This window comes from Bacillus sp. USDA818B3_A (genome assembly GCF_009928415.1).
In the GTDB taxonomy this organism is placed as follows: domain Bacteria; phylum Bacillota; class Bacilli; order Bacillales; family Cytobacillaceae; genus Neobacillus.
On sequence record NZ_JAABNN010000002.1, the window covers coordinates 95,490 to 113,102 of the forward strand.

18 protein-coding genes are annotated in these 17,613 nt (G+C 40.0%); all 18 read right to left on the reverse strand.

Going from position 1 to position 17,613, the window contains the following annotated elements; all coding sequences use genetic code 11:
- Nucleotides 1-112: 112 nt before the first annotated feature.
- Nucleotides 113-985: a 4-hydroxy-tetrahydrodipicolinate synthase gene (gene dapA, locus GXK58_RS03600; RefSeq protein WP_160719941.1), complete on the reverse strand. Its 873-nt coding sequence runs from the start codon at nucleotides 983-985 to the stop codon at nucleotides 113-115.
- Between the two features lie 65 nt (nucleotides 986-1,050).
- Nucleotides 1,051-2,286 (reverse strand): aspartate kinase, encoded by a 1,236-nt coding sequence (dapG, locus tag GXK58_RS03605; RefSeq protein WP_160719942.1) that lies wholly within the window; start codon nucleotides 2,284-2,286, stop codon nucleotides 1,051-1,053.
- A gap of 32 nt (nucleotides 2,287-2,318) precedes the next feature.
- Nucleotides 2,319-3,368 carry an aspartate-semialdehyde dehydrogenase gene (asd, locus tag GXK58_RS03610; RefSeq protein ID WP_160719944.1) on the reverse strand — a complete coding sequence of 350 codons (1,050 nt, stop codon included), beginning with the start codon at nucleotides 3,366-3,368 and terminating at the stop codon, nucleotides 2,319-2,321.
- A 149-nt stretch (nucleotides 3,369-3,517) separates the two neighbouring features.
- Nucleotides 3,518-4,117, reverse strand: coding sequence for a dipicolinate synthase subunit B (dpaB, locus tag GXK58_RS03615; RefSeq protein ID WP_160719945.1), 600 nt, complete (start codon nucleotides 4,115-4,117; stop codon nucleotides 3,518-3,520).
- On the reverse strand, nucleotides 4,114-5,016 hold the full coding sequence (gene dpaA / locus GXK58_RS03620) for a dipicolinic acid synthetase subunit A (RefSeq protein WP_160719947.1): 903 nt from the start codon (nucleotides 5,014-5,016) through the stop codon (nucleotides 4,114-4,116). The genes dpaB and dpaA overlap by 4 nt, the downstream gene beginning before the upstream one ends.
- A gap of 155 nt (nucleotides 5,017-5,171) precedes the next feature.
- Complete coding sequence (locus GXK58_RS03625) at nucleotides 5,172-5,420, reverse strand: YlmC/YmxH family sporulation protein (RefSeq protein WP_160719948.1); 249 nt, start codon at nucleotides 5,418-5,420, stop codon at nucleotides 5,172-5,174.
- Between the two features lie 134 nt (nucleotides 5,421-5,554).
- A complete protein-coding gene (locus tag GXK58_RS03630) occupies nucleotides 5,555-6,793 on the reverse strand; it encodes a M16 family metallopeptidase (protein WP_160719950.1) in 1,239 nt (412 codons plus the stop codon).
- 238 nt (nucleotides 6,794-7,031) lie between these two features.
- Entirely contained in the window at nucleotides 7,032-7,979 is a 948-nt protein-coding gene (locus GXK58_RS03635; protein WP_160719952.1) for a polysaccharide deacetylase family protein, read from the reverse strand.
- Between the two features lie 161 nt (nucleotides 7,980-8,140).
- A complete protein-coding gene (pnp, locus tag GXK58_RS03640) occupies nucleotides 8,141-10,261 on the reverse strand; it encodes a polyribonucleotide nucleotidyltransferase (protein ID WP_160719954.1) in 2,121 nt (706 codons plus the stop codon).
- A 213-nt stretch (nucleotides 10,262-10,474) separates the two neighbouring features.
- Complete coding sequence (rpsO, locus tag GXK58_RS03645) at nucleotides 10,475-10,744, reverse strand: 30S ribosomal protein S15 (RefSeq protein WP_066068670.1); 270 nt, start codon at nucleotides 10,742-10,744, stop codon at nucleotides 10,475-10,477.
- Between the two features lie 167 nt (nucleotides 10,745-10,911).
- Nucleotides 10,912-11,865, reverse strand: a complete 954-nt coding sequence (ribF, locus tag GXK58_RS03650; RefSeq protein WP_160719956.1) for a bifunctional riboflavin kinase/FAD synthetase — start codon at nucleotides 11,863-11,865, stop codon at nucleotides 10,912-10,914.
- A 32-nt stretch (nucleotides 11,866-11,897) separates the two neighbouring features.
- Nucleotides 11,898-12,815 carry a tRNA pseudouridine(55) synthase TruB gene (truB, locus tag GXK58_RS03655; protein ID WP_160719958.1) on the reverse strand — a complete coding sequence of 306 codons (918 nt, stop codon included), beginning with the start codon at nucleotides 12,813-12,815 and terminating at the stop codon, nucleotides 11,898-11,900.
- 66 nt (nucleotides 12,816-12,881) lie between these two features.
- A complete protein-coding gene (rbfA, locus tag GXK58_RS03660; protein ID WP_160719960.1) occupies nucleotides 12,882-13,256 on the reverse strand; it encodes a 30S ribosome-binding factor RbfA in 375 nt (124 codons plus the stop codon).
- A 17-nt stretch (nucleotides 13,257-13,273) separates the two neighbouring features.
- Nucleotides 13,274-13,555: a DUF503 domain-containing protein gene (locus tag GXK58_RS03665; RefSeq protein ID WP_160719962.1), complete on the reverse strand. Its 282-nt coding sequence runs from the start codon at nucleotides 13,553-13,555 to the stop codon at nucleotides 13,274-13,276.
- A complete protein-coding gene (gene infB / locus GXK58_RS03670) occupies nucleotides 13,552-15,861 on the reverse strand; it encodes a translation initiation factor IF-2 (RefSeq protein ID WP_160719964.1) in 2,310 nt (769 codons plus the stop codon). Before infB ends, GXK58_RS03665 begins: the two co-directional genes overlap by 4 nt.
- 20 nt (nucleotides 15,862-15,881) lie before the next feature.
- On the reverse strand, nucleotides 15,882-16,184 hold the full coding sequence (locus tag GXK58_RS03675) for a YlxQ family RNA-binding protein (protein WP_160719966.1): 303 nt from the start codon (nucleotides 16,182-16,184) through the stop codon (nucleotides 15,882-15,884).
- An 8-nt stretch (nucleotides 16,185-16,192) separates the two neighbouring features.
- The gene (gene rnpM / locus GXK58_RS03680) at nucleotides 16,193-16,465 is read right to left on the reverse strand and encodes an RNase P modulator RnpM (protein ID WP_160719968.1); all 273 of its coding nucleotides are present in this window, start codon (nucleotides 16,463-16,465) and stop codon (nucleotides 16,193-16,195) included.
- A 17-nt stretch (nucleotides 16,466-16,482) separates the two neighbouring features.
- Nucleotides 16,483-17,607 carry a transcription termination factor NusA gene (gene nusA / locus GXK58_RS03685; RefSeq protein ID WP_160719969.1) on the reverse strand — a complete coding sequence of 375 codons (1,125 nt, stop codon included), beginning with the start codon at nucleotides 17,605-17,607 and terminating at the stop codon, nucleotides 16,483-16,485.
- Nucleotides 17,608-17,613: the final 6 nt, after the last annotated feature.

A 17,613-nucleotide genomic window follows, 5' to 3' on the forward strand; every position in this document is an offset into this window, starting at 1 on the left:
TTGAAAACCTTTACAACCAATAATCCTTTTTAGGAAACAAGTCTTGTATAAAATCTTACGGCAAAAGTAAAAAGAGCCAATCGAACAGAACATTCGATTAGCTCTTGATTCTTTATACGGTTTCTAATAGAGAGATAAGTGTGCTCCGTTCTTGTTCGTTTAGACCAACAAGCGGCAGTCGAACAGGCCCCACATCTAACCCTTTTATTTGTAATGCAGTTTTAACAGGCGCAGGGCTTGGCGCTGCAAAAAGCCCTTGCATGAGTGGAAGCAGTTGTTGATGTAATCTTGCAGCTTTAGCATTGTCTCCAGCAAAGAACGCCTTAACCATTTCCTTCAATTCATTTCCAATTACATGTGATGCCACTGAAATCACCCCTGCTCCACCGATTGAAAGCACGGGGATGGTTAAACTGTCATCACCACTGTATAGTGCAAAATCTTCTGGCGTATTTGCAATGATATATGTCATTGCATTCAGATCGCCGCTTGCTTCCTTTACAGCTACAATATTTGGAATTTTAGACAGCCGCACGACTGTCTGAGGCTGAATAGTAACAGAGGATCTTCCGGGAATATTATAAACCATCATTGGAAGTGTGGTCGTTTCTGCAATTGCCTTAAAATGCTGGTACAACCCTTCCTGGTTTGGCTTATTGTAATAAGGGCCTACTGCCATAATCGCATCAACGCCAAGCTGTTCTGCCTGTTTGGTTAATTCGATCGAAGCGTACGTATTATTACTGCCCGTACCAGCAATGACTGGAACACGCTTTTTTACAACCTTTACAACATGATCAAATAGAGCCAGCTTTTCTTCTTTGGAAAGCGTCGGAGACTCACCCGTTGTTCCTGCAACCACAAGGGAATCCGTGCCATTTTCAATCAAATAATTAATCAATTGAGTTGTTTTTCCAAAGTCAATATTCCCTTTATTATCAAAGGGAGTTACCATCGCTGTTGACACTTGCCCGAAATGAACCATTTTAGTACTCCTTTCAATACATACAGGTAAACCTGTTGTATCGCAACATTCCATTTCTCTAGTTCCTAGAGATTATACTCCATTGTTTCTTCTTCTAATTGAAAGGCATCATGCAAGGAATTAACGGATTTAACTAAGTCCTCTTGTTTGACCAGTACCCAAATAGTTGTATGGCTGTCTGCTGATTGTAAAATGCGAATTCCATGATTTGATAGTGCTGTTACGATTTTAAAAGTAATTCCTGGTACGCCCGCGATTCCTGCACCAACAACTGAGACCTTAGCGCAATCACGCTCTACAACCGGTTCATGTCCTAATTCTTCTAGAACCTTTATCGCACGATCCGTCATTTCATCTGTTACAGTATAAACCACTCCGTTAGGAGAAATATTGATAAAATCAACACTGATTTTTTCATTTGCCATTGCTTTAAAGACTTCTGCCTGAAGGTTATATTGATCCTTTTTAGCAAAAACCTTTATTTGTGTCACGTTCGACACGTGCGCAATCCCTGTAACCGTTCTTTCCTTAATATCACTGCCGCGATTTTCCTTATTTATGGAAGTGACCAATGTCCCTAGAGCATCTGAATAGGTAGAGCGAATTCGGATTGGCACCTTTGCCTGCATAGCGATTTCAACCGCTCTTGGATGAATCACTTTTGCCCCTTGATAGGCAAGGTTACATACCTCTGTATAGGTAACGACAGAGAGCGGCCGTGCATTTTCAGCAATACGGGGATCAGCTGTCATAATACCCTCCACATCGGTAAAGATGTCAATCCATTCAGCATTCAAGGCCGCACCTAATGCTGCTGCTGACGTGTCACTTCCACCGCGTCCAATCGTGGTCACATCCCCATTTTTGGCCGCTCCTTGGAATCCCGCCACCACAACAACATCATTCGACTCTAATTCCCTTAGAATTCTGTCACATTTCATTTCGATGATTTTTGCGTTGGTATGGTCATTATTGGTACGGAAGCCTGCTTGCGCTCCAGTTAAAGCTGCAGCGTTGATTCCGCCCTCTAATAGCATATTTGTAAAGACAATACTCGAAATAACCTCTCCGCAGGAAAGCAAAAGATCGTGTTCCCGTTTGGAAATTTTGCTAAGATTACCACCGATTAATGATAGTAGAGTATCGGTTGCATAAGGGTCCCCTTTTCTGCCCATTGCGGAAACCACTACAACCACTTTGTAGCCTTCACTTAATGCTTTTTCAATATGGCCTTGAGCGTGTTTTCTGCTCTCCTCATCTTTAACAGATGTTCCGCCAAATTTTTGAACAATAATTTTCATGTAACACCAGACCCTGCCTTTATGAAGTAGCTTTATTTAACTAGACCTAATTCTACTAACCTTTCAGCAATTTGAACTGAATTCCATGCAGCACCTTTAAGTAAGTTATCTGATACAACCCACATATGGAAGCCGCGGTCTTCATCAATGTCTTTTCTAATACGGCCAACAAAGACATCATTTTTCCCTACACAATTTGCAGGCATAGGATATACTTGATTTTCCGGATCATCTTGGAGCACGACTCCAGGAGCATTATTTAATAATGCCTTGATTTCTTCAGCACTTACACCATCAGTTTCCAATTCGAAATAAACAGATTCCGAGTGTCCAACTGCAACAGGAAGTCTAACGCAGGTTGCAGAAACTTGCAGGTCCGGTAAATGCATAATTTTTTTAGTTTCATTAATCATTTTCATTTCTTCATAGGTATAACCGTTATCTTGAAATTTATCGATCTGCGGGATTGCATTGAAAGCGATCTGATAATGATTTTTGTCAGCTTTTACTGGTAAAATCTTCGGTTCAACTGTTTCGCCCGCTAGAATAGATTTTGTTTGCTCCATTAATTCTTCAACAGCTGTGGCACCTGCACCAGAAACTGCTTGGTATGTTGAAACAATGATTTTTTTCAAGCCGAACTTTTTACGGATTGGTTCTAATGCTACAACCATTTGAATCGTAGAGCAGTTTGGATTGGCAATGATGCCATTGTGGTTATGCAAGTCCGCTTCATTCACTTCTGGTACTACTAGCGGCTTATCGGCATCCATTCTGAATGCACTAGTATTGTCCACGACAATGGCACCGCGTTTAACCGCCTCAGGAGCAAGTTCTTGTGAAACACTTCCGCCTGCACTAAATAGGGCGATGTCGACGCCTTCAAAGCTCTCAGGCTTTGCTTCTTGAATTGTGATTTCCTGACCATTTACTTCAACTACATTCCCAGCCGAACGGGCTGATGAAAGTAAGGTTAGTTTGCTAATTGGAAAGTTTTCTTTCACTAGTGTTTGGATCATTTGTTGTCCTACTGCTCCTGTTGCTCCTACCACTGCAACGTGAAATCCTTTTTGCTGACTCATCTTCTAGTTCCCCTTTCAATCCTACACTGAAACATTAGTGGTTATTTCATAAATTCACATCAGAAGGGGACGGCCCCTCTGATGAAAGATTAATTTATTTTAACATATTCTTATAAAGAAATAACCTTTTTTAATGAAAGTCGGGAAATTTAGTCGGAATCCTTATATCTCTCCACTAAGACTGGCTGAATCTGTTTCCCTTCAAGCGCAGCTTCTACTGTTTGCGAAAGTAAAGTCATTCTGGCAACCATTGAATTCGGCTTTTTCACCGGATCGTCTTGACCATATGGGATAAAGTAGATATTCTTGGTCGCCATCAGCCTCATTAGGTTAACTCCATTTAAACCCAGTGCATCATTGGTAGATATCCCAAGGACCACAGGTTGTAAATTTCTTAGTGTGGCTTTGGCTGCCATTAGTACCGGACTATCATTCATAGCATTTGCAAATTTACTCATCGAAACACCGGTTAATGGTGCAATGACCATGCAATCGAGTGGAATTTTTGGACCTAAAGGTTCTGCTTTTACAATTGAATCAATTACCTTATTTCCCGTTAAGTCTTCTATTCTTTGAATCCAGTCTTCTCCCTTGCCAAAACGGGTATTTGTATTTTGAACGGTAAAGGTAACAACTGGCATTACCTCTGCACCGGCCTGAACTAATTTTTCTATTTCCGGGAATACAGCATCATACGTACAATGTGAGCCTGTTAGACCAAAGCCAATTCTTTTTCCTTTTAAACTCATTTTCCCTTCCCCTTTCGCTTTCTTAAATCATCCTGAAGCAGCTGGGCTAGAACATTGGCAAGAATTTGACCTGCGGTTTTTGGTGCTACAATTCCTGGCAGTCCAGGGGCAAGCAATGCCTTAATACCCCTTTTCTCAGCATATCGAAAATCTGTCCCGCCAGGCTTTGATGCCAAATCGATGATCAGCGTATGGGCAGGAAGCTTAGAAATAACCATTGCCGTCACAATTAGATGTGGTGCTGTATTAATTAATATATCAGTATCTTTTACTTCATTTACTAGATCACTTAAGTGAAATGGGGTTAGACCCATTTCTGTAATCCTAGCCAAATGCTCGCTTTTTCTTGCCCCAACCTTTACCCTTGCTCCCAGAGCAGCAAAAGTTCTTGCTACACTCATACCTACTCTTCCTAACCCTATAATGGTTACGTTCGAACCATGAATCGTAAAATCTGTATGCTGAATCGCCATCATAATCGTTCCTTCGACCGTTGGAATGGAATTATAGATGGCCACATCATCCCGTTCAAATAATTGAATCAGGGTCCGTTTTGCCTCTTTAGTTATGCCGTTTAGATAGGAATTACTAATTCCTGAATAAATGGCACAATGTTCGGGAGTTTTGCTTAAGATGTCACCCGTTAAAATGACCTTCTCATTCGAGAAAATCGTTTCTACCTGTCCTTCTAGGTTCGTACCAGGCACAGGTAAGATCAGGGCATCCATATTGGAAAAATCCACTTCATCGAGCTTTTCCTTGACCGCACCGGTAAAGGCGTGATCAAGCTGTTCAAAGCCTATAAGCGATAATCGCGCATCTAATTCAGTTAACCTACGGATGATTTCCAGCTGTCTGGCATCACCGCCAATTACGGCTATCTGCATCCCTGTCAGCATGAAAACATTCACCTTCTTTTTTTAAAAAATCCAACTTGTAACTCCTTTTGCTGTATCACTCCAACATCTTATGTAAGATTGCTTCATTCGGTGAGTTTTCCATGATAGGAAATAAAAAAAGCCCAAGCAAAAGTTAATTTGCCTGGGCTTTCATGTTAGATATCATTCTCTTCAGGGACATCAATAATAATCATTTCTGAACCTATTTTTTTAATATGCCTCCAGGGCACTCTGATTTCCTCTCCTTGCTTGCGAAAACCAAACCACTTTAATGAAGGAATTAACAATGCCTGAATTTGACCTGTATGTTCGTTTATTTCTAAGTCCGTTTGTCCAAGGATTCCAAGCCGCTCTGCCTTTTTAGCATCAACAATTTCTTTTCCGCTTAGTTCACTTAACCTCATGATTCTTCTCCCCCATATCTGCTTTTTAATAGTGTATAAAGGAAGGGAAAATTTTAGAATAGCAAAGGAAGGGATGGATGTACGAGAACGATATTTAAAAAGAGGTATCCATTACTGGAATACCTCTTCTTTCATTAAGATAGTTTATTTGGAAACTCACCGGTTGGACTTATTAAGGTTACAGAGTATTGATCTGTAAATATAGATCTTGCCATTTGATCTACACTGTTTTTCGTAACAGCATCAATCTGCTCAATTATTTCATCCAGCGAGCGATGGCGTTTTAATAAAAGCTCATTTTTCCCATTCCGGCTCATCCGGCTATTGGTACTTTCTAAGCTTAACATTAAGCTGCCCTTTAGTTGTTCTTTACTATTCGTTAATTCCTTTTCGGTAATCCCATTTTGTTTCAGCTTTTCCAGGGTTTCTTGAATGGTTTCAAATAGTACATCCAGCTGTTTAGCACCAGTTCCGCCGTATACGGTTAGTATACCGCTATCCAAATAAGAAGAATGGTAAGAGAAGACAGAATAGGCTAAGCCTCTTTGTTCACGAACTTCCTGGAATAGTCTCGAGCTCATGCTGCCGCCCAGAATATTATTAAGGGTAATTAGACTATACATATCCTCATGGCCTACTTTTAATCCCTCATAGCCAATACATAAATGGGCTTGCTCCGTGTCTTTCTTTCTTGAAATCCGATTCGAATGAAAAACGGGGATATTCTCAGAAACTGCCTTAGAATCACCCTGATAGGCACCAAAATAATTTTCAACTTCTTTAATAAAACTTTCAGATACATTTCCGGCAATGGAAATGACTACATTTTCAGGTGTGTACCGTTGATGGATGTACTCCTTTAATGACTCACCCGTGAATGTATGTAAGGTTTCTTCCGTACCCAGGATAGGATAGCCCAGCGGATGATCTTCATAGACTGCCCTGCTTAACAAATCATGAACGATATCATCTGGAGTATCCTCATACATTTTGATTTCTTCCAAGACTACATTTCTTTCTTTATTTAATTCCTCTTCCACAAAAGTTGAATTAAAGAACATATCCGCTAACACATCTAGCGCGAACTTAGAATGTGTATCTAGTACTTTTGCATAGTAGCAAGTATACTCCTTAGATGTAAAAGCATTGACCTGACCGCCAATACTGTCAAATGATTCAGCGATCTCCTTCGCTGATCTAGTTGTTGTCCCTTTAAAAAACATATGTTCAAGAAAATGGGAGATTCCGTTAGTTTTTGGATCCTCATTCCTAGAACCTGTTCCAATCCATACGCCTATTGCAACAGATCGTACGGTAGGGATATTTTCTAGAACTATTCTTACTCCATTTTGGCAAGTGTACTTATTAATCATTGATTTCCTCCTGTCTATACAACCACTACAAACATCAGGGGATTCGTCCCCTTACTGTCTTAAACTACTCGGACGTAATAGGCAGCTGCCCCCCGCCTATAGATATGCCTCTCTCTGTCTTAGAGTTTTTACCTGGACGTATTATGTAATCGTGAACTAAACTCTAAGACGTTCTATCCCATATTTATTATACTTTCTAAAAAGTATTTTCTCCAATTTCTGAGATAGATTGCCTGATTTATTTTATTATTCTTTCCTCATCCATTAGTTCACTAACCGTACCAATTTGCAAATTCTTTTTTTCAATCAGCGTTATTAATCTGTCTAGAGATTTTGCAGTGGATTCAGTAGGGTGCATGAGTACCATACTTCCTTTATCAATTTTGGAGATCACACGATTAATTAATACATCCGGAGACGGTTTTCTCCAGTCGACGGTATCTACTGTCCACATCACCGTTTTCATGTTCAGTTCATCCGCAATTTTTACAGTTTCATCCCGATAACTACCACTAGGAGGTGCAAACCAAACACATTTTTGACCAGTAGCAGCCTCAATAATTTCATTTGTTTTAATAATCTGCTCTCTTGTTCTTGCTGCTGACAGCTTACTCATATCTGGATGAGAATAGGAATGGTTTCCTACCTCATGACCAGCACTGACAATCACCTTGGCCAGCTCCGGATTTTGCTTTGTCCAGTTCCCTTCCAGAAAAAATGTGGTCGATACATGATGCTTTTTTAATGTTGCAAGCATATCAGATAAATATTCATTTCCCCAAGCTACATTTATTATAAAAGTGACCATCGGTTTATCTGGGTTACCCTTGTAAATAGGAGCAGGAGGCAAATGATCGAGATGAACCTTTGGCTTTGTTTGAATAAACACTAACCTTTCTTTAGCAAATTCTCCCTTTTTCTTCATTTTTTTATAAGATGCATCTATATCCACTTTAAGCCCATTATATCCAGGAATGGCCTTCCAGACGGGATCAATCTTTGCATCTGAAGGTGAGACTTCATATGTATGGGCCGCTTCTTCTATTTTTTGATAAAGAGGATCTGCCTCCTTCACAACTGGCAAAGCAGATTCTGTTAATGATGCTATATAATTTTCAACAATAGGATTGTTGACAGAAATCCATGCGGCAAAACAAATGATAATCATAATACTTACCCTTTTCATCTACCATTCCCCCTTCTATAAAGATTATGTCTAAGGAGGACAAGGTAGAACAAGAAGAGCGGGACACACCTTGACTGAATGCACTTGAGCTGGACAACTTTAAAGTGAGCATAGAAAAAGCCAGGGATTTCCCTGACTTTTTCTCAAAAAACTCACTTCAATTACTCTTTTGCTGCTTCTGCCTTTTCACGCTGCTCTTTTAAAACAGCTTTACGCGACAAGTTTACGCGGCCTTGTTTATCTATTTCCGTTACCTTAACTAATATTTCATCGCCTATTTTCAAGACATCTTCCACTTTTCCTACGCGCTCTTCCGCAAGTTCAGAAATATGGACAAGTCCGTCTTTTCCTGCAAAAATTTCAACAAATGCACCGAACTTTTCAATCCGTTTAACTTTACCAAGATACATTTGTCCAACTTCCACTTCACGGACAATATCTTCAATAATCTTTTTCGCTTTTTGATTCATTTCCTGATTGGCTGAGGCAATAAATATGGTTCCATCTTGCTCAATGTCAATCTTAACACCAGTTTCTTCGATAATCTTATTGATTTGTTTACCGCTTGGTCCAATTACATCGCGAATTTTATCTGGATTGATGTTCATCGTTAAGATTTTAGGCGCAAACTGTGAAAGCTCAGTTCTTGGTTCTGTTATTGTAGCGAGCATAGAATCTAAAATATGCATTCTGCCTACCTTTGCCTGCTGAAGGGCTTCTTCTAGAATCTCACGGGAAAGACCTTCAATCTTGATATCCATCTGAAGTGCAGTCACGCCTTTTGCGGTTCCTGCAACCTTAAAGTCCATGTCACCAAGATGGTCTTCCATACCTTGAATATCAGATAATACGGTATAATGCTCTCCTGATTTCACAAGTCCCATTGCAATCCCGGCAACAGGTGCTTTAATTGGAACACCAGCATCCATCATCGCTAACGTACTAGCACAAATACTAGCTTGTGAGGTAGAACCATTTGATTCAAGTACCTCGGACACAAGTCGGATCGTATATGGGAAATCCTTCTCGTTCGGAATAACTGGCTCAAGGGCACGTTCACCTAGTGCACCATGTCCAATTTCACGTCGGCCTGGACCACGAATTGGGCCTGTTTCCCCGACACTAAAGGAAGGGAAATTATAGTGGTGCATAAACCGTTTTTCTTCCTCAATTCCTAATCCATCGAGGATTTGAACATCTCCCATGGCACCAAGCGTACAAATACTTAGAGCTTGTGTTTGTCCGCGGGTAAATAAACCTGAACCGTGGGTACGTGGAAGGATGCTGACTTGAGAAGACAATGGACGAATTTCATCAATTTTACGGCCATCTGGTCGAACCTTTTCAACCGTGATTAAACGACGAACTTCACCCTTAACAATCTTGTCCAAAATCTGCTTAACCTGCTTCATGTCTTCGTCTGTCGCTTCTTGTTCTTCGTATCTTGCAATTACTTGGTTTTTTACCTCTTTAATTGCATCCTCACGGGCGTGCTTTTCTTGAACTTGAATGGCCTTTACCATATCAGCTTCGCAAAGCCCTCTAACCTCGGCTTCTAGTTCCTGGTCAATTTCATATAATGTAATTTCTCTTTTTTCTTTACCAATTTCTGCAACAATTTTTTCTTGAAACTCAATTAACCGCTTGATTTCATCATGTCCAAACATGATTGCTTCAAGCATGGTTTCTTCAGGAACTTCTAATGCACCCGCTTCTACCATGTTAATCGCATCTTTTGTCCCTGCGACCGTTAAATGAATATCACTTTTTTCTGCTTGTTCAACGGTTGGATTAATAATAAATTCGTTATTCACGCGGCCAACCACCACACCGGCAATCGGACCCTCGAATGGAATATCAGATGTACTTAGTGCCAATGATGAGCCAAACATTGCAGCCATTTCAGTGGAACAATCTTGGTCCACACTCATAACAATACTGATTACCTGGACATCATTTCTAAACCCATCTGCAAAAAGCGGTCGAATCGGACGGTCAATTAAGCGGCTTGCTAATATTGCCTTTTCACTTGGACGCCCTTCACGCTTAATAAAGCCGCCTGGAATTTTACCGACAGCATATAGACGTTCTTCATAGTTAACTGTTAATGGAAAAAAGTCGAGATTCTTTGGTTCTTTTGACGCAGTTGCTGTACTCAATACAGCTGTATCACCATAGCGGACCATTACTGCACCGTTTGCTTGCTTCGCTAATTGACCAATTTCTACCGTTAATTTCCGGCCGGCCCACTCCATAGAATATTCATGTTTTAGTTGTTCCATATTTTTACCCCTCTCTAACTAAATCCTTAGAAGGATGATACGAAAGAAAGTACTCTCGGTTAATCATCAAACTAATCATATAAAAAAAGCCTTTAAAGCTTATTGTTTAAACCAAATTATTTATAGTATGCACAGAAAAGCTAAGACTTAAAATTATGTATAAAAAATGTTTTTTTGCTAACAAAAAAGCGGGAAAACTCCCGCTTCTGTTAACTAACGACGTAGACCAAGCTTATTGATTAATACACGGTAACGTTGAACATCTTTATTACGTAAGAAAGTTAAAAGATTACGACGTTTACCTACCATTTTCAAAAGACCGCGACGTGAGTGGTGGTCTTTCTTGTGTGTACGTAAGTGCTCGTTCAAATTATTGATTGATTCTGTAAGGACAGCGATTTGAACTTCTGCAGATCCAGTGTCGCTTTCATGAGTTTTGTACTCACTGATAAGTTCGTTTTTACGTTCTTGAGTGATTGCCATCCGGTTCACCTCCTGAAATTTTCATATCCCCTGTTACCGAGCAAGCGTCGGAGACTCGACTTGCCAAGTAAAGGTTTCTAATACGTATATAAGAATACAAGGTTTTCCGTCAAAATGCAAGTTAAAACCTGAACATTTTATAAGAAAACCTTCTTTTTGCAACTAAGTTAGAAAGAATGTCGATTCTTTTCAAAATAGTCTAGGGTATTTAGCTTATCATTTTCGATCTGGGCAACTAGTTCATTAATGCCAGCAAATTTCTGTTCTTTGCGGAGATAAAGATGCCATTCAATCTCTACCTCTTGACCGTAGATATCCTCATTAAATTCAAATAAATGGACTTCTACGGATAGTTTGAGTAATTCTTTATTAAAGGTAGGTTTATAACCGACATTACATACTCCCTCGTACAATCTATTATTCACCCTTAACCTTACCGCATAGACCCCAACTGGCGGGATGATATATTCATCTTCCATATCCACATTGGCAGTAGGAAAGCCAATTGTGCGGCCTCGTTTGTCCCCATGTACAACAGTACCTGATGTTGTATAAAATCTTCCGAGAAGGACTTTAAGTTCGATGATCTCGCCTTCACTTAGAAGGCGGCGAATTCTTGTAGAACTTACCTTTTCATCCCCTTGTACAAATTTGGGGATAACTGAAAAAGTAAACTGATCCCGTGAATGAAATGGCAGTGTCTCCATATTCCCTTTCCCCATCCGGCCATAGGTAAAATCAAATCCGGCAACAACATGTTGAACTTTTAAACCAATCACAAATTGATCAATAAACTCCTGTGGCAGCAGATGGGCAAATTCTGGAGTAAACTCTATGATAAATAGATAGTCAATCCCTAATTCTTCAATAATTTTCACTTTTTCTGATAATGGGGTAATAAAGTGAACATGCTTCGTATTTTTCCCTAACACCACAGAGGGATGCGGGTCAAAAGTCATAACCGCACTGGCCAGTCCTTTTCTTTCTGCCTGATTCTTGGCCTCAAGGATTACCTGTTGATGCCCGCGGTGAACGCCATCAAAATATCCTAGAGCCATGGCTAAAGGAGGCAATTCTTTGTTTGCTGTATCAATAGGGTAACTAAGCCTTAGTACTTCCAAAAAACTCACCTTTTCTATTCCGTACCTTATTATTATATATCGTTTCGTAACACCTTAACGGGTTTGAGCAGGTCCTGCTTATTTGGGTGTTTTGCATAAATAGCCAGTGCAGTTCCATCATCCGTTTCAGCTATAATCGGTCCGTTAATTGTTTTCAAATGGTCAGGTATCTCTAACAGCGCACCATTTTTCACTTTCTCTGCTACTTTATCATTAATCCGGAGTTTCGGCAAATGAGAAAGTGCTGATTCTAATGGTCTTAACACGTTTGAGATGGTCCCTTCTTCCATATTTTTTTCGATATCTTCAAAGGTCAAACAATCCTCTAAAGAAAAGCTCGCCGATTGAGTCCTTTGTAAATAAGACATATGTGCAGGGAAACCAAGCTTTTCCCCCATCATTACAGCTAATGTTCTGATATATGTCCCTTTACTGCAGTGTACTTGAAAGCGAAATGAGATAGTCTCACCTTCAAATTGTTCCCTGTCATCCAGTAATTCGATGGAGTATATCGAAACAATCCTTGTCGGTCTTTCTACTTCTATCCCTTTACGTGCATATTCATAAAGGCGGACACCTCCCACCTTAACAGCTGAATACATTGGCGGGGTTTGCTCGATTTCGCCTGTGAGCGAATGTAAGACTCCGATTATTTCTTCTCTTGTAATGGTACGATTAACTGTTTTTCTTACCACTACTTCACCAGAGGCATCTTCTGTTGTTGTGGAATATCCTAGTGTTACTTCACCTAGGTAGGCTTTACCCGCATCTGTTATGTATTCCGCTACCTTTGTTGCTTTTCCAATACAGATTGGAAGGACGCCTGTAACATCAGGATCTAATGTGCCTGTGTGACCGACCTTTTTCGTTTTTAAAATCTTCCGCAGTCTGAATACACAATCATGTGAGGTCAGTCCAGCAGGTTTAAATAAAGGTAATATCCCTTCCATTTCATTACCCCTTCCCAATTCATTTTAAGATAACATTAAAAAAAGGGATAGACATTTGTCTATCCACTATTCTTCTTTATGATTTTGTAACGGTTTATCATCATCGGTATGCAATTGATGAAGAAGGGTTTCAATCCGGTTTCCGTAATCGATTGATTCATCCCATTCAAAGATGATTTCTGGAGTTTTACGAAGGCGGATACGGTGGCCTATTTCTGTGCGAATAAATCCTTTCGCTTTGGCAAGGCCCTTTAAAGTATTCTCCCTTTGTTCATCGTCACCTAATACCGATATATATACTTTTGCTTGTTGAAGATCGCCTGTAACTTGGACATCCGTTACGGTCACAAATCCAATCCGTGGATCTTTTATCTTCCGTCCGATAATGTCACTAAGTTCTTTTTTCATTTGTTCTCCAACACGATTTGCTCTGTGGCTCATTGCATTCACCTCTTAACTTAAAGCCATTCTATCTCGGTGATTGTTCGTTCAATTTCAGGAAAGGAGTCGATTAGTTTTAATGCATTCTGTAATTCATGCTCCGTGGATACCTTGGTTGAAGTAACAACAGCTATGGCAATTTTGGTTCTTTGCCAGACATCTTGATAATCCACTTCTGCAACCGATACATTAAACTTTTGTTTTAAACGTGTTAGTATCCGCTGCAGAACCGCCCGTTTCTCTTTTAAAGAATGAGCATCATAAATTATGCATTCACATTCGGCTACGCCGACAATCATTTACGCTCGACTTCTTCCATAATATAAGCCTCAATGATATCTCCCTCTTTAACATCATTGAAGTTTTTGATAGTAATACCACATTCGTATCCTTGTGCAACTTCTTTAGCGTCGTCTTTAAAGCGTTTTAAAGCATCGATTTGTCCTTCAAAGATAACAACACCATTTCGAATTAAACGGATTCCGCTGTCACGAGTGATTTTACCATCGGTTACATAAGAACCAGCAATCGTACCAACCTTAGATACTTTAAAGGTTTGACGAATTTCTGCCTGCCCAATAATTTTTTCTTGGAATTCAGGGTCAAGCATCCCTTTCATCGCTGCTTCAATCTCTTCAATTACTTTATAAATAATCCGGTGCAGGCGTACGTCCACTTTTTCAGCTTCTGCCGCACGTTTGGCATTCACATCCGGACGAACGTTAAAACCAATTACAATCGCATTTGACGCTGCGGCAAGGGTAACGTCGGATTCATTAATGGCACCCACACCATTATGAATGATTTTAATATTAACGCCTTCAACGTCAATTTTTTGCAAGGAAGCTGCCACGGCTTCTGCGGATCCCTGAACATCAGCTTTTAAGACAATGTTTAGGTCCTTCATTTCACCTTGCTTTAATTGCTCAAATAAATTATCCAGGCTGACAATCGACTTTTCGCCACGATGGGCTGCGAGTGCCACTTGTGCACGTGCTTCACCAATTTGACGAGCGGTTTTTTCATCTTCAAATACGACGAAACGATCCCCTGCTTGCGGTACATCATTCAAACCAGTAATTTCAACAGGAGTAGATGGTCCAGCTTCTTTCACGCGGCGGCCTTTATCATTGACCATTGCACGAACACGGCCAAACGTGTTTCCTACAACAATTGGATCACCTATCTTTAGTGTACCATTTTGGACTAATAATGTTGCAACAGAACCGCGGCCCTTATCGAGTTGGGCTTCAATTACTGTGCCAGCCGCATTTCGGTTTGGATTTGCTTTATATTCTTCTACTTCACTGACAAGCAGAATCATCTCAAGCAAGTTATCGATTCCCTCACCTGTTTTAGCGGATAGTGGTACAAATATAGTATCCCCACCCCAGGCTTCTGATACTAATCCATGTTCAGTTAATTCCTGCATCACACGATCGGCATTGGCAGCTTCTTTATCCATTTTATTAACGGCTACAATAATTGGTACTTCTGCTGCTTTTGCATGGTTAATGGCTTCAACTGTTTGAGGCATCACACCATCATCAGCTGCAACCACAAGAATTGTGATGTCAGTAATTTGAGCACCACGGGCACGCATCGTTGTAAAAGCAGCGTGTCCAGGCGTATCTAAAAAGGTGATTTTTTTACCGTTTTCCACTACTTGGTATGCACCAATATGCTGGGTAATTCCTCCAGCTTCACCTTCAGTTACTTTTGTATTCCGGATGGAATCAAGTAAGGTTGTTTTACCATGGTCAACGTGTCCCATAATCGTAACAACTGAAGGTCTTTCGACTAAGTTTTCCTCAGCGTCTTCTGTAAAATACACTTCTAAATCAGTGGCATCGATTTTAATTTCCTCTTCTACTTCGACCCCATACTCGCCTGCGATTAGTTCAATCGCATCTTTATCAAGCACCTGATTGATGGTTGCCATAACACCGAGTAAGAATAATTTTTTAATGATTTCGGATGGTTCGCGATAAATCTTTTTCGCTAATTCTCCAACCGTTAAAGATTCAGTAAAGGTAATTTTAGCTGGAAGCTCTTTTTCCTTTTTCTTTACTGGCTGTGAGTGTTGAACTGGCGTGTGAGCCTTCTTCTTCTTATTATTGTTATTATTACGATTTTGGTTATTATTATAAGGCCTAGCCTTAGATTTATCAGCATTATTAAATACTTTGTTTTCTTTTGATTGAGTTTCCTGATTTTGCTTTTTACCTTCCACCTTTTTTGGTGGTGAGACAACTTTTACCTTGCTAGGAGCTGTATTATTGTCTGCAGCTTCCTCAAATGCTTTCGGTGATTTCGCCTGAACTTGAGGTTTTTGACCGCCTTGAGCCGGTCTTTGATTTTGGCGGTTTTGCTGTCCGTTCGGACGGGCACTTGGACGATTTTGCTGCCCATTATTTTGTTTGGGTTGGGAAGTAGTACCTTCTGCCTTTTTGTTAAATGTGGCATCTAGCTTTTTTATATCTGCATCTTCTATTGTTGCCATATGATTAGAAACCTCTATATTCATTTCTTTTAGTTTGTTAATGATTTCTTTGCTTGAAATATTGTGTTTTTTTGCGTATTCATAAACACGGATTTTACTCATTTGTTTCACCCCCGCTAGATTTAATCGAGCAACGTTACCAACTTCTTTGCAAATCCATGATCCAAAACAGCTACAACAACGCGGGCTTCTTTGCCAATTGCCTGACCAAGAAGATATCGATCTTCCACGAATTTCAAAGGCACATGATAGGAATTACATTTATCTGTAATTTTTTTTGTTGTATTTGCTGATGCATCTTTTGCCAGTAAAACGAGTTTTGCCTTATTATTTCGGATTTCTTTAAGGGCAAGCTCTTCACCTGATATGATTTTACGCGCTCGATTGGCTAAGCCAAGCAATGACATCCATTGATTGTCCTTCATTTGGATAGTCAGTTCTCCTTCTCTATTAACTCAAGTAGTTCTTCATAGATTGTATCTTGAATCGGTACTTCTAAATGGTTAGACAAGGTGTTTTTTTTCTTGGCTAATAGTACAGCTTCTTTGTTCTTTGAAAGGTATGCACCTCGGCCCGATTTCTTTCCAGTCAAATCGATCGATACTTCCCCTTCTTTTGAACGAACGATGCGAACGAGTTCTTTTTTCGGTTTCATTTCACCGGTTGCTATACATTTACGCATAGGAACTTTTTTCTTTGTGTTCACTCCGCCATTCACCTCACCTAGTCATCTAACTCTTCTTCAAAGTCAAGATCTGTATCCACTTGGTCGTCAAATAATCTGATTGTTTCTTCACGTGGATAAATTCCTAGTTCACGTGCTTCTGTTTCTGATTTGATATCAATTTTCCAGCCGGTTAATTTTGCTGCAAGACGGGCGTTCTGGCCGCGTTTACCAATTGCCAGGGAAAGTTGATAATCCGGAACCACCACTGTGGTTGCCTTATCTACTTCGTTTACTGCAACATCAAGCACTTTAGAAGGGCTTAGTGCATTAGCAACAAACACAACAGGGTCATCTGACCACTTAACAATATCTATTTTCTCACCCTTTAGCTCATTGACTACAGCTTGGACACGGGTACCTTTTGGACCAACACATGATCCAACTGGATCAACTTCAGGATTATCAGAATGAACAGAGATTTTCGAGCGGTCGCCGGCTTCACGAGCGACTGATTTAATTTCAACCGTGCCGTCATAAATTTCCGGTACCTCGATTTCAAATAATCTCTTTAATAATCCAGGGTGTGTACGTGACACAAAAATTTGCGGGCCTTTAGTTGTTTTTTCAACTTTAGTAATAAATACTTTAATTCGATCATGCGGTTTATAACGTTCATTGGGTATTTGTTCATTTACAGGTAACAACGCTTCAATTTTCCCAAGACTGACATAAATAAATTTAGAATCAAGTCTTTGGACGATTCCCGTCATGATATCTTCTTCTCGGTCAATAAATTCAGAATAAATAATTCCTCTTTCTGCTTCTCTTACACGCTGCGTAACAACTTGTTTCGCGGTTTGAGCAGCAATTCTGCCGAAATCTTTTGGAGTAACTTCCATTTCGACAACGTCTTCCACTTGATAATTCGGGTTAATTCGCTGGGCATCTTCTATAGAAATCTCCAGGCGTGGATCAAATACCTGATCAACTACTTCTTTACGTGCAAACACACGCATAGAACCCGTTCCTAAATTTAAATCGATGCGGACATTTTGAGCTTGATTGAAATTTCTGCGATAAGCTGAAATTAATGCTGCTTCAATTGCGTCAATCAAAATGTCTCTGGAAATCCCTTTTTCTCTTTCCAGTATTAAAAGAGCATCTAATAATTCGCTGCTCATTTGCTT

Coding starts and splice junctions, on each gene's coding strand:
- GXK58_RS03675 (WP_160719966.1), bottom strand. CDS start 16,184: ATGAAGGACAATCAATGGATGTCATTGCTTGGCTTAGCCAATCGAGCG.
- dpaB (WP_160719945.1), bottom strand. CDS start 4,117: ATGAGTTTAAAAGGAAAAAGAATTGGCTTTGGTCTAACAGGCTCACAT.
- GXK58_RS03630 (WP_160719950.1), bottom strand. CDS start 6,793: ATGATTAATAAGTACACTTGCCAAAATGGAGTAAGAATAGTTCTAGAA.
- rpsO (WP_066068670.1), bottom strand. CDS start 10,744: ATGGCAATCACTCAAGAACGTAAAAACGAACTTATCAGTGAGTACAAA.
- GXK58_RS03635 (WP_160719952.1), bottom strand. CDS start 7,979: ATGAAAAGGGTAAGTATTATGATTATCATTTGTTTTGCCGCATGGATT.
- GXK58_RS03665 (WP_160719962.1), bottom strand. CDS start 13,555: ATGATTGTCGGCGTAGCCGAATGTGAATGCATAATTTATGATGCTCAT.
- GXK58_RS03625 (WP_160719948.1), bottom strand. CDS start 5,420: ATGAGGTTAAGTGAACTAAGCGGAAAAGAAATTGTTGATGCTAAAAAG.
- dpaA (WP_160719947.1), bottom strand. CDS start 5,016: ATGCTGACAGGGATGCAGATAGCCGTAATTGGCGGTGATGCCAGACAG.
- truB (WP_160719958.1), bottom strand. CDS start 12,815: ATGGAAGGGATATTACCTTTATTTAAACCTGCTGGACTGACCTCACAT.
- dapA (WP_160719941.1), bottom strand. CDS start 985: ATGGTTCATTTCGGGCAAGTGTCAACAGCGATGGTAACTCCCTTTGAT.
- asd (WP_160719944.1), bottom strand. CDS start 3,368: ATGAGTCAGCAAAAAGGATTTCACGTTGCAGTGGTAGGAGCAACAGGA.
- nusA (WP_160719969.1), bottom strand. CDS start 17,607: ATGAGCAGCGAATTATTAGATGCTCTTTTAATACTGGAAAGAGAAAAA.
- dapG (WP_160719942.1), bottom strand. CDS start 2,286: ATGAAAATTATTGTTCAAAAATTTGGCGGAACATCTGTTAAAGATGAG.
- pnp (WP_160719954.1), bottom strand. CDS start 10,261: ATGGAACAACTAAAACATGAATATTCTATGGAGTGGGCCGGCCGGAAA.
- rbfA (WP_160719960.1), bottom strand. CDS start 13,256: ATGAGCCACAGAGCAAATCGTGTTGGAGAACAAATGAAAAAAGAACTT.
- infB (WP_160719964.1), bottom strand. CDS start 15,861: ATGAGTAAAATCCGTGTTTATGAATACGCAAAAAAACACAATATTTCA.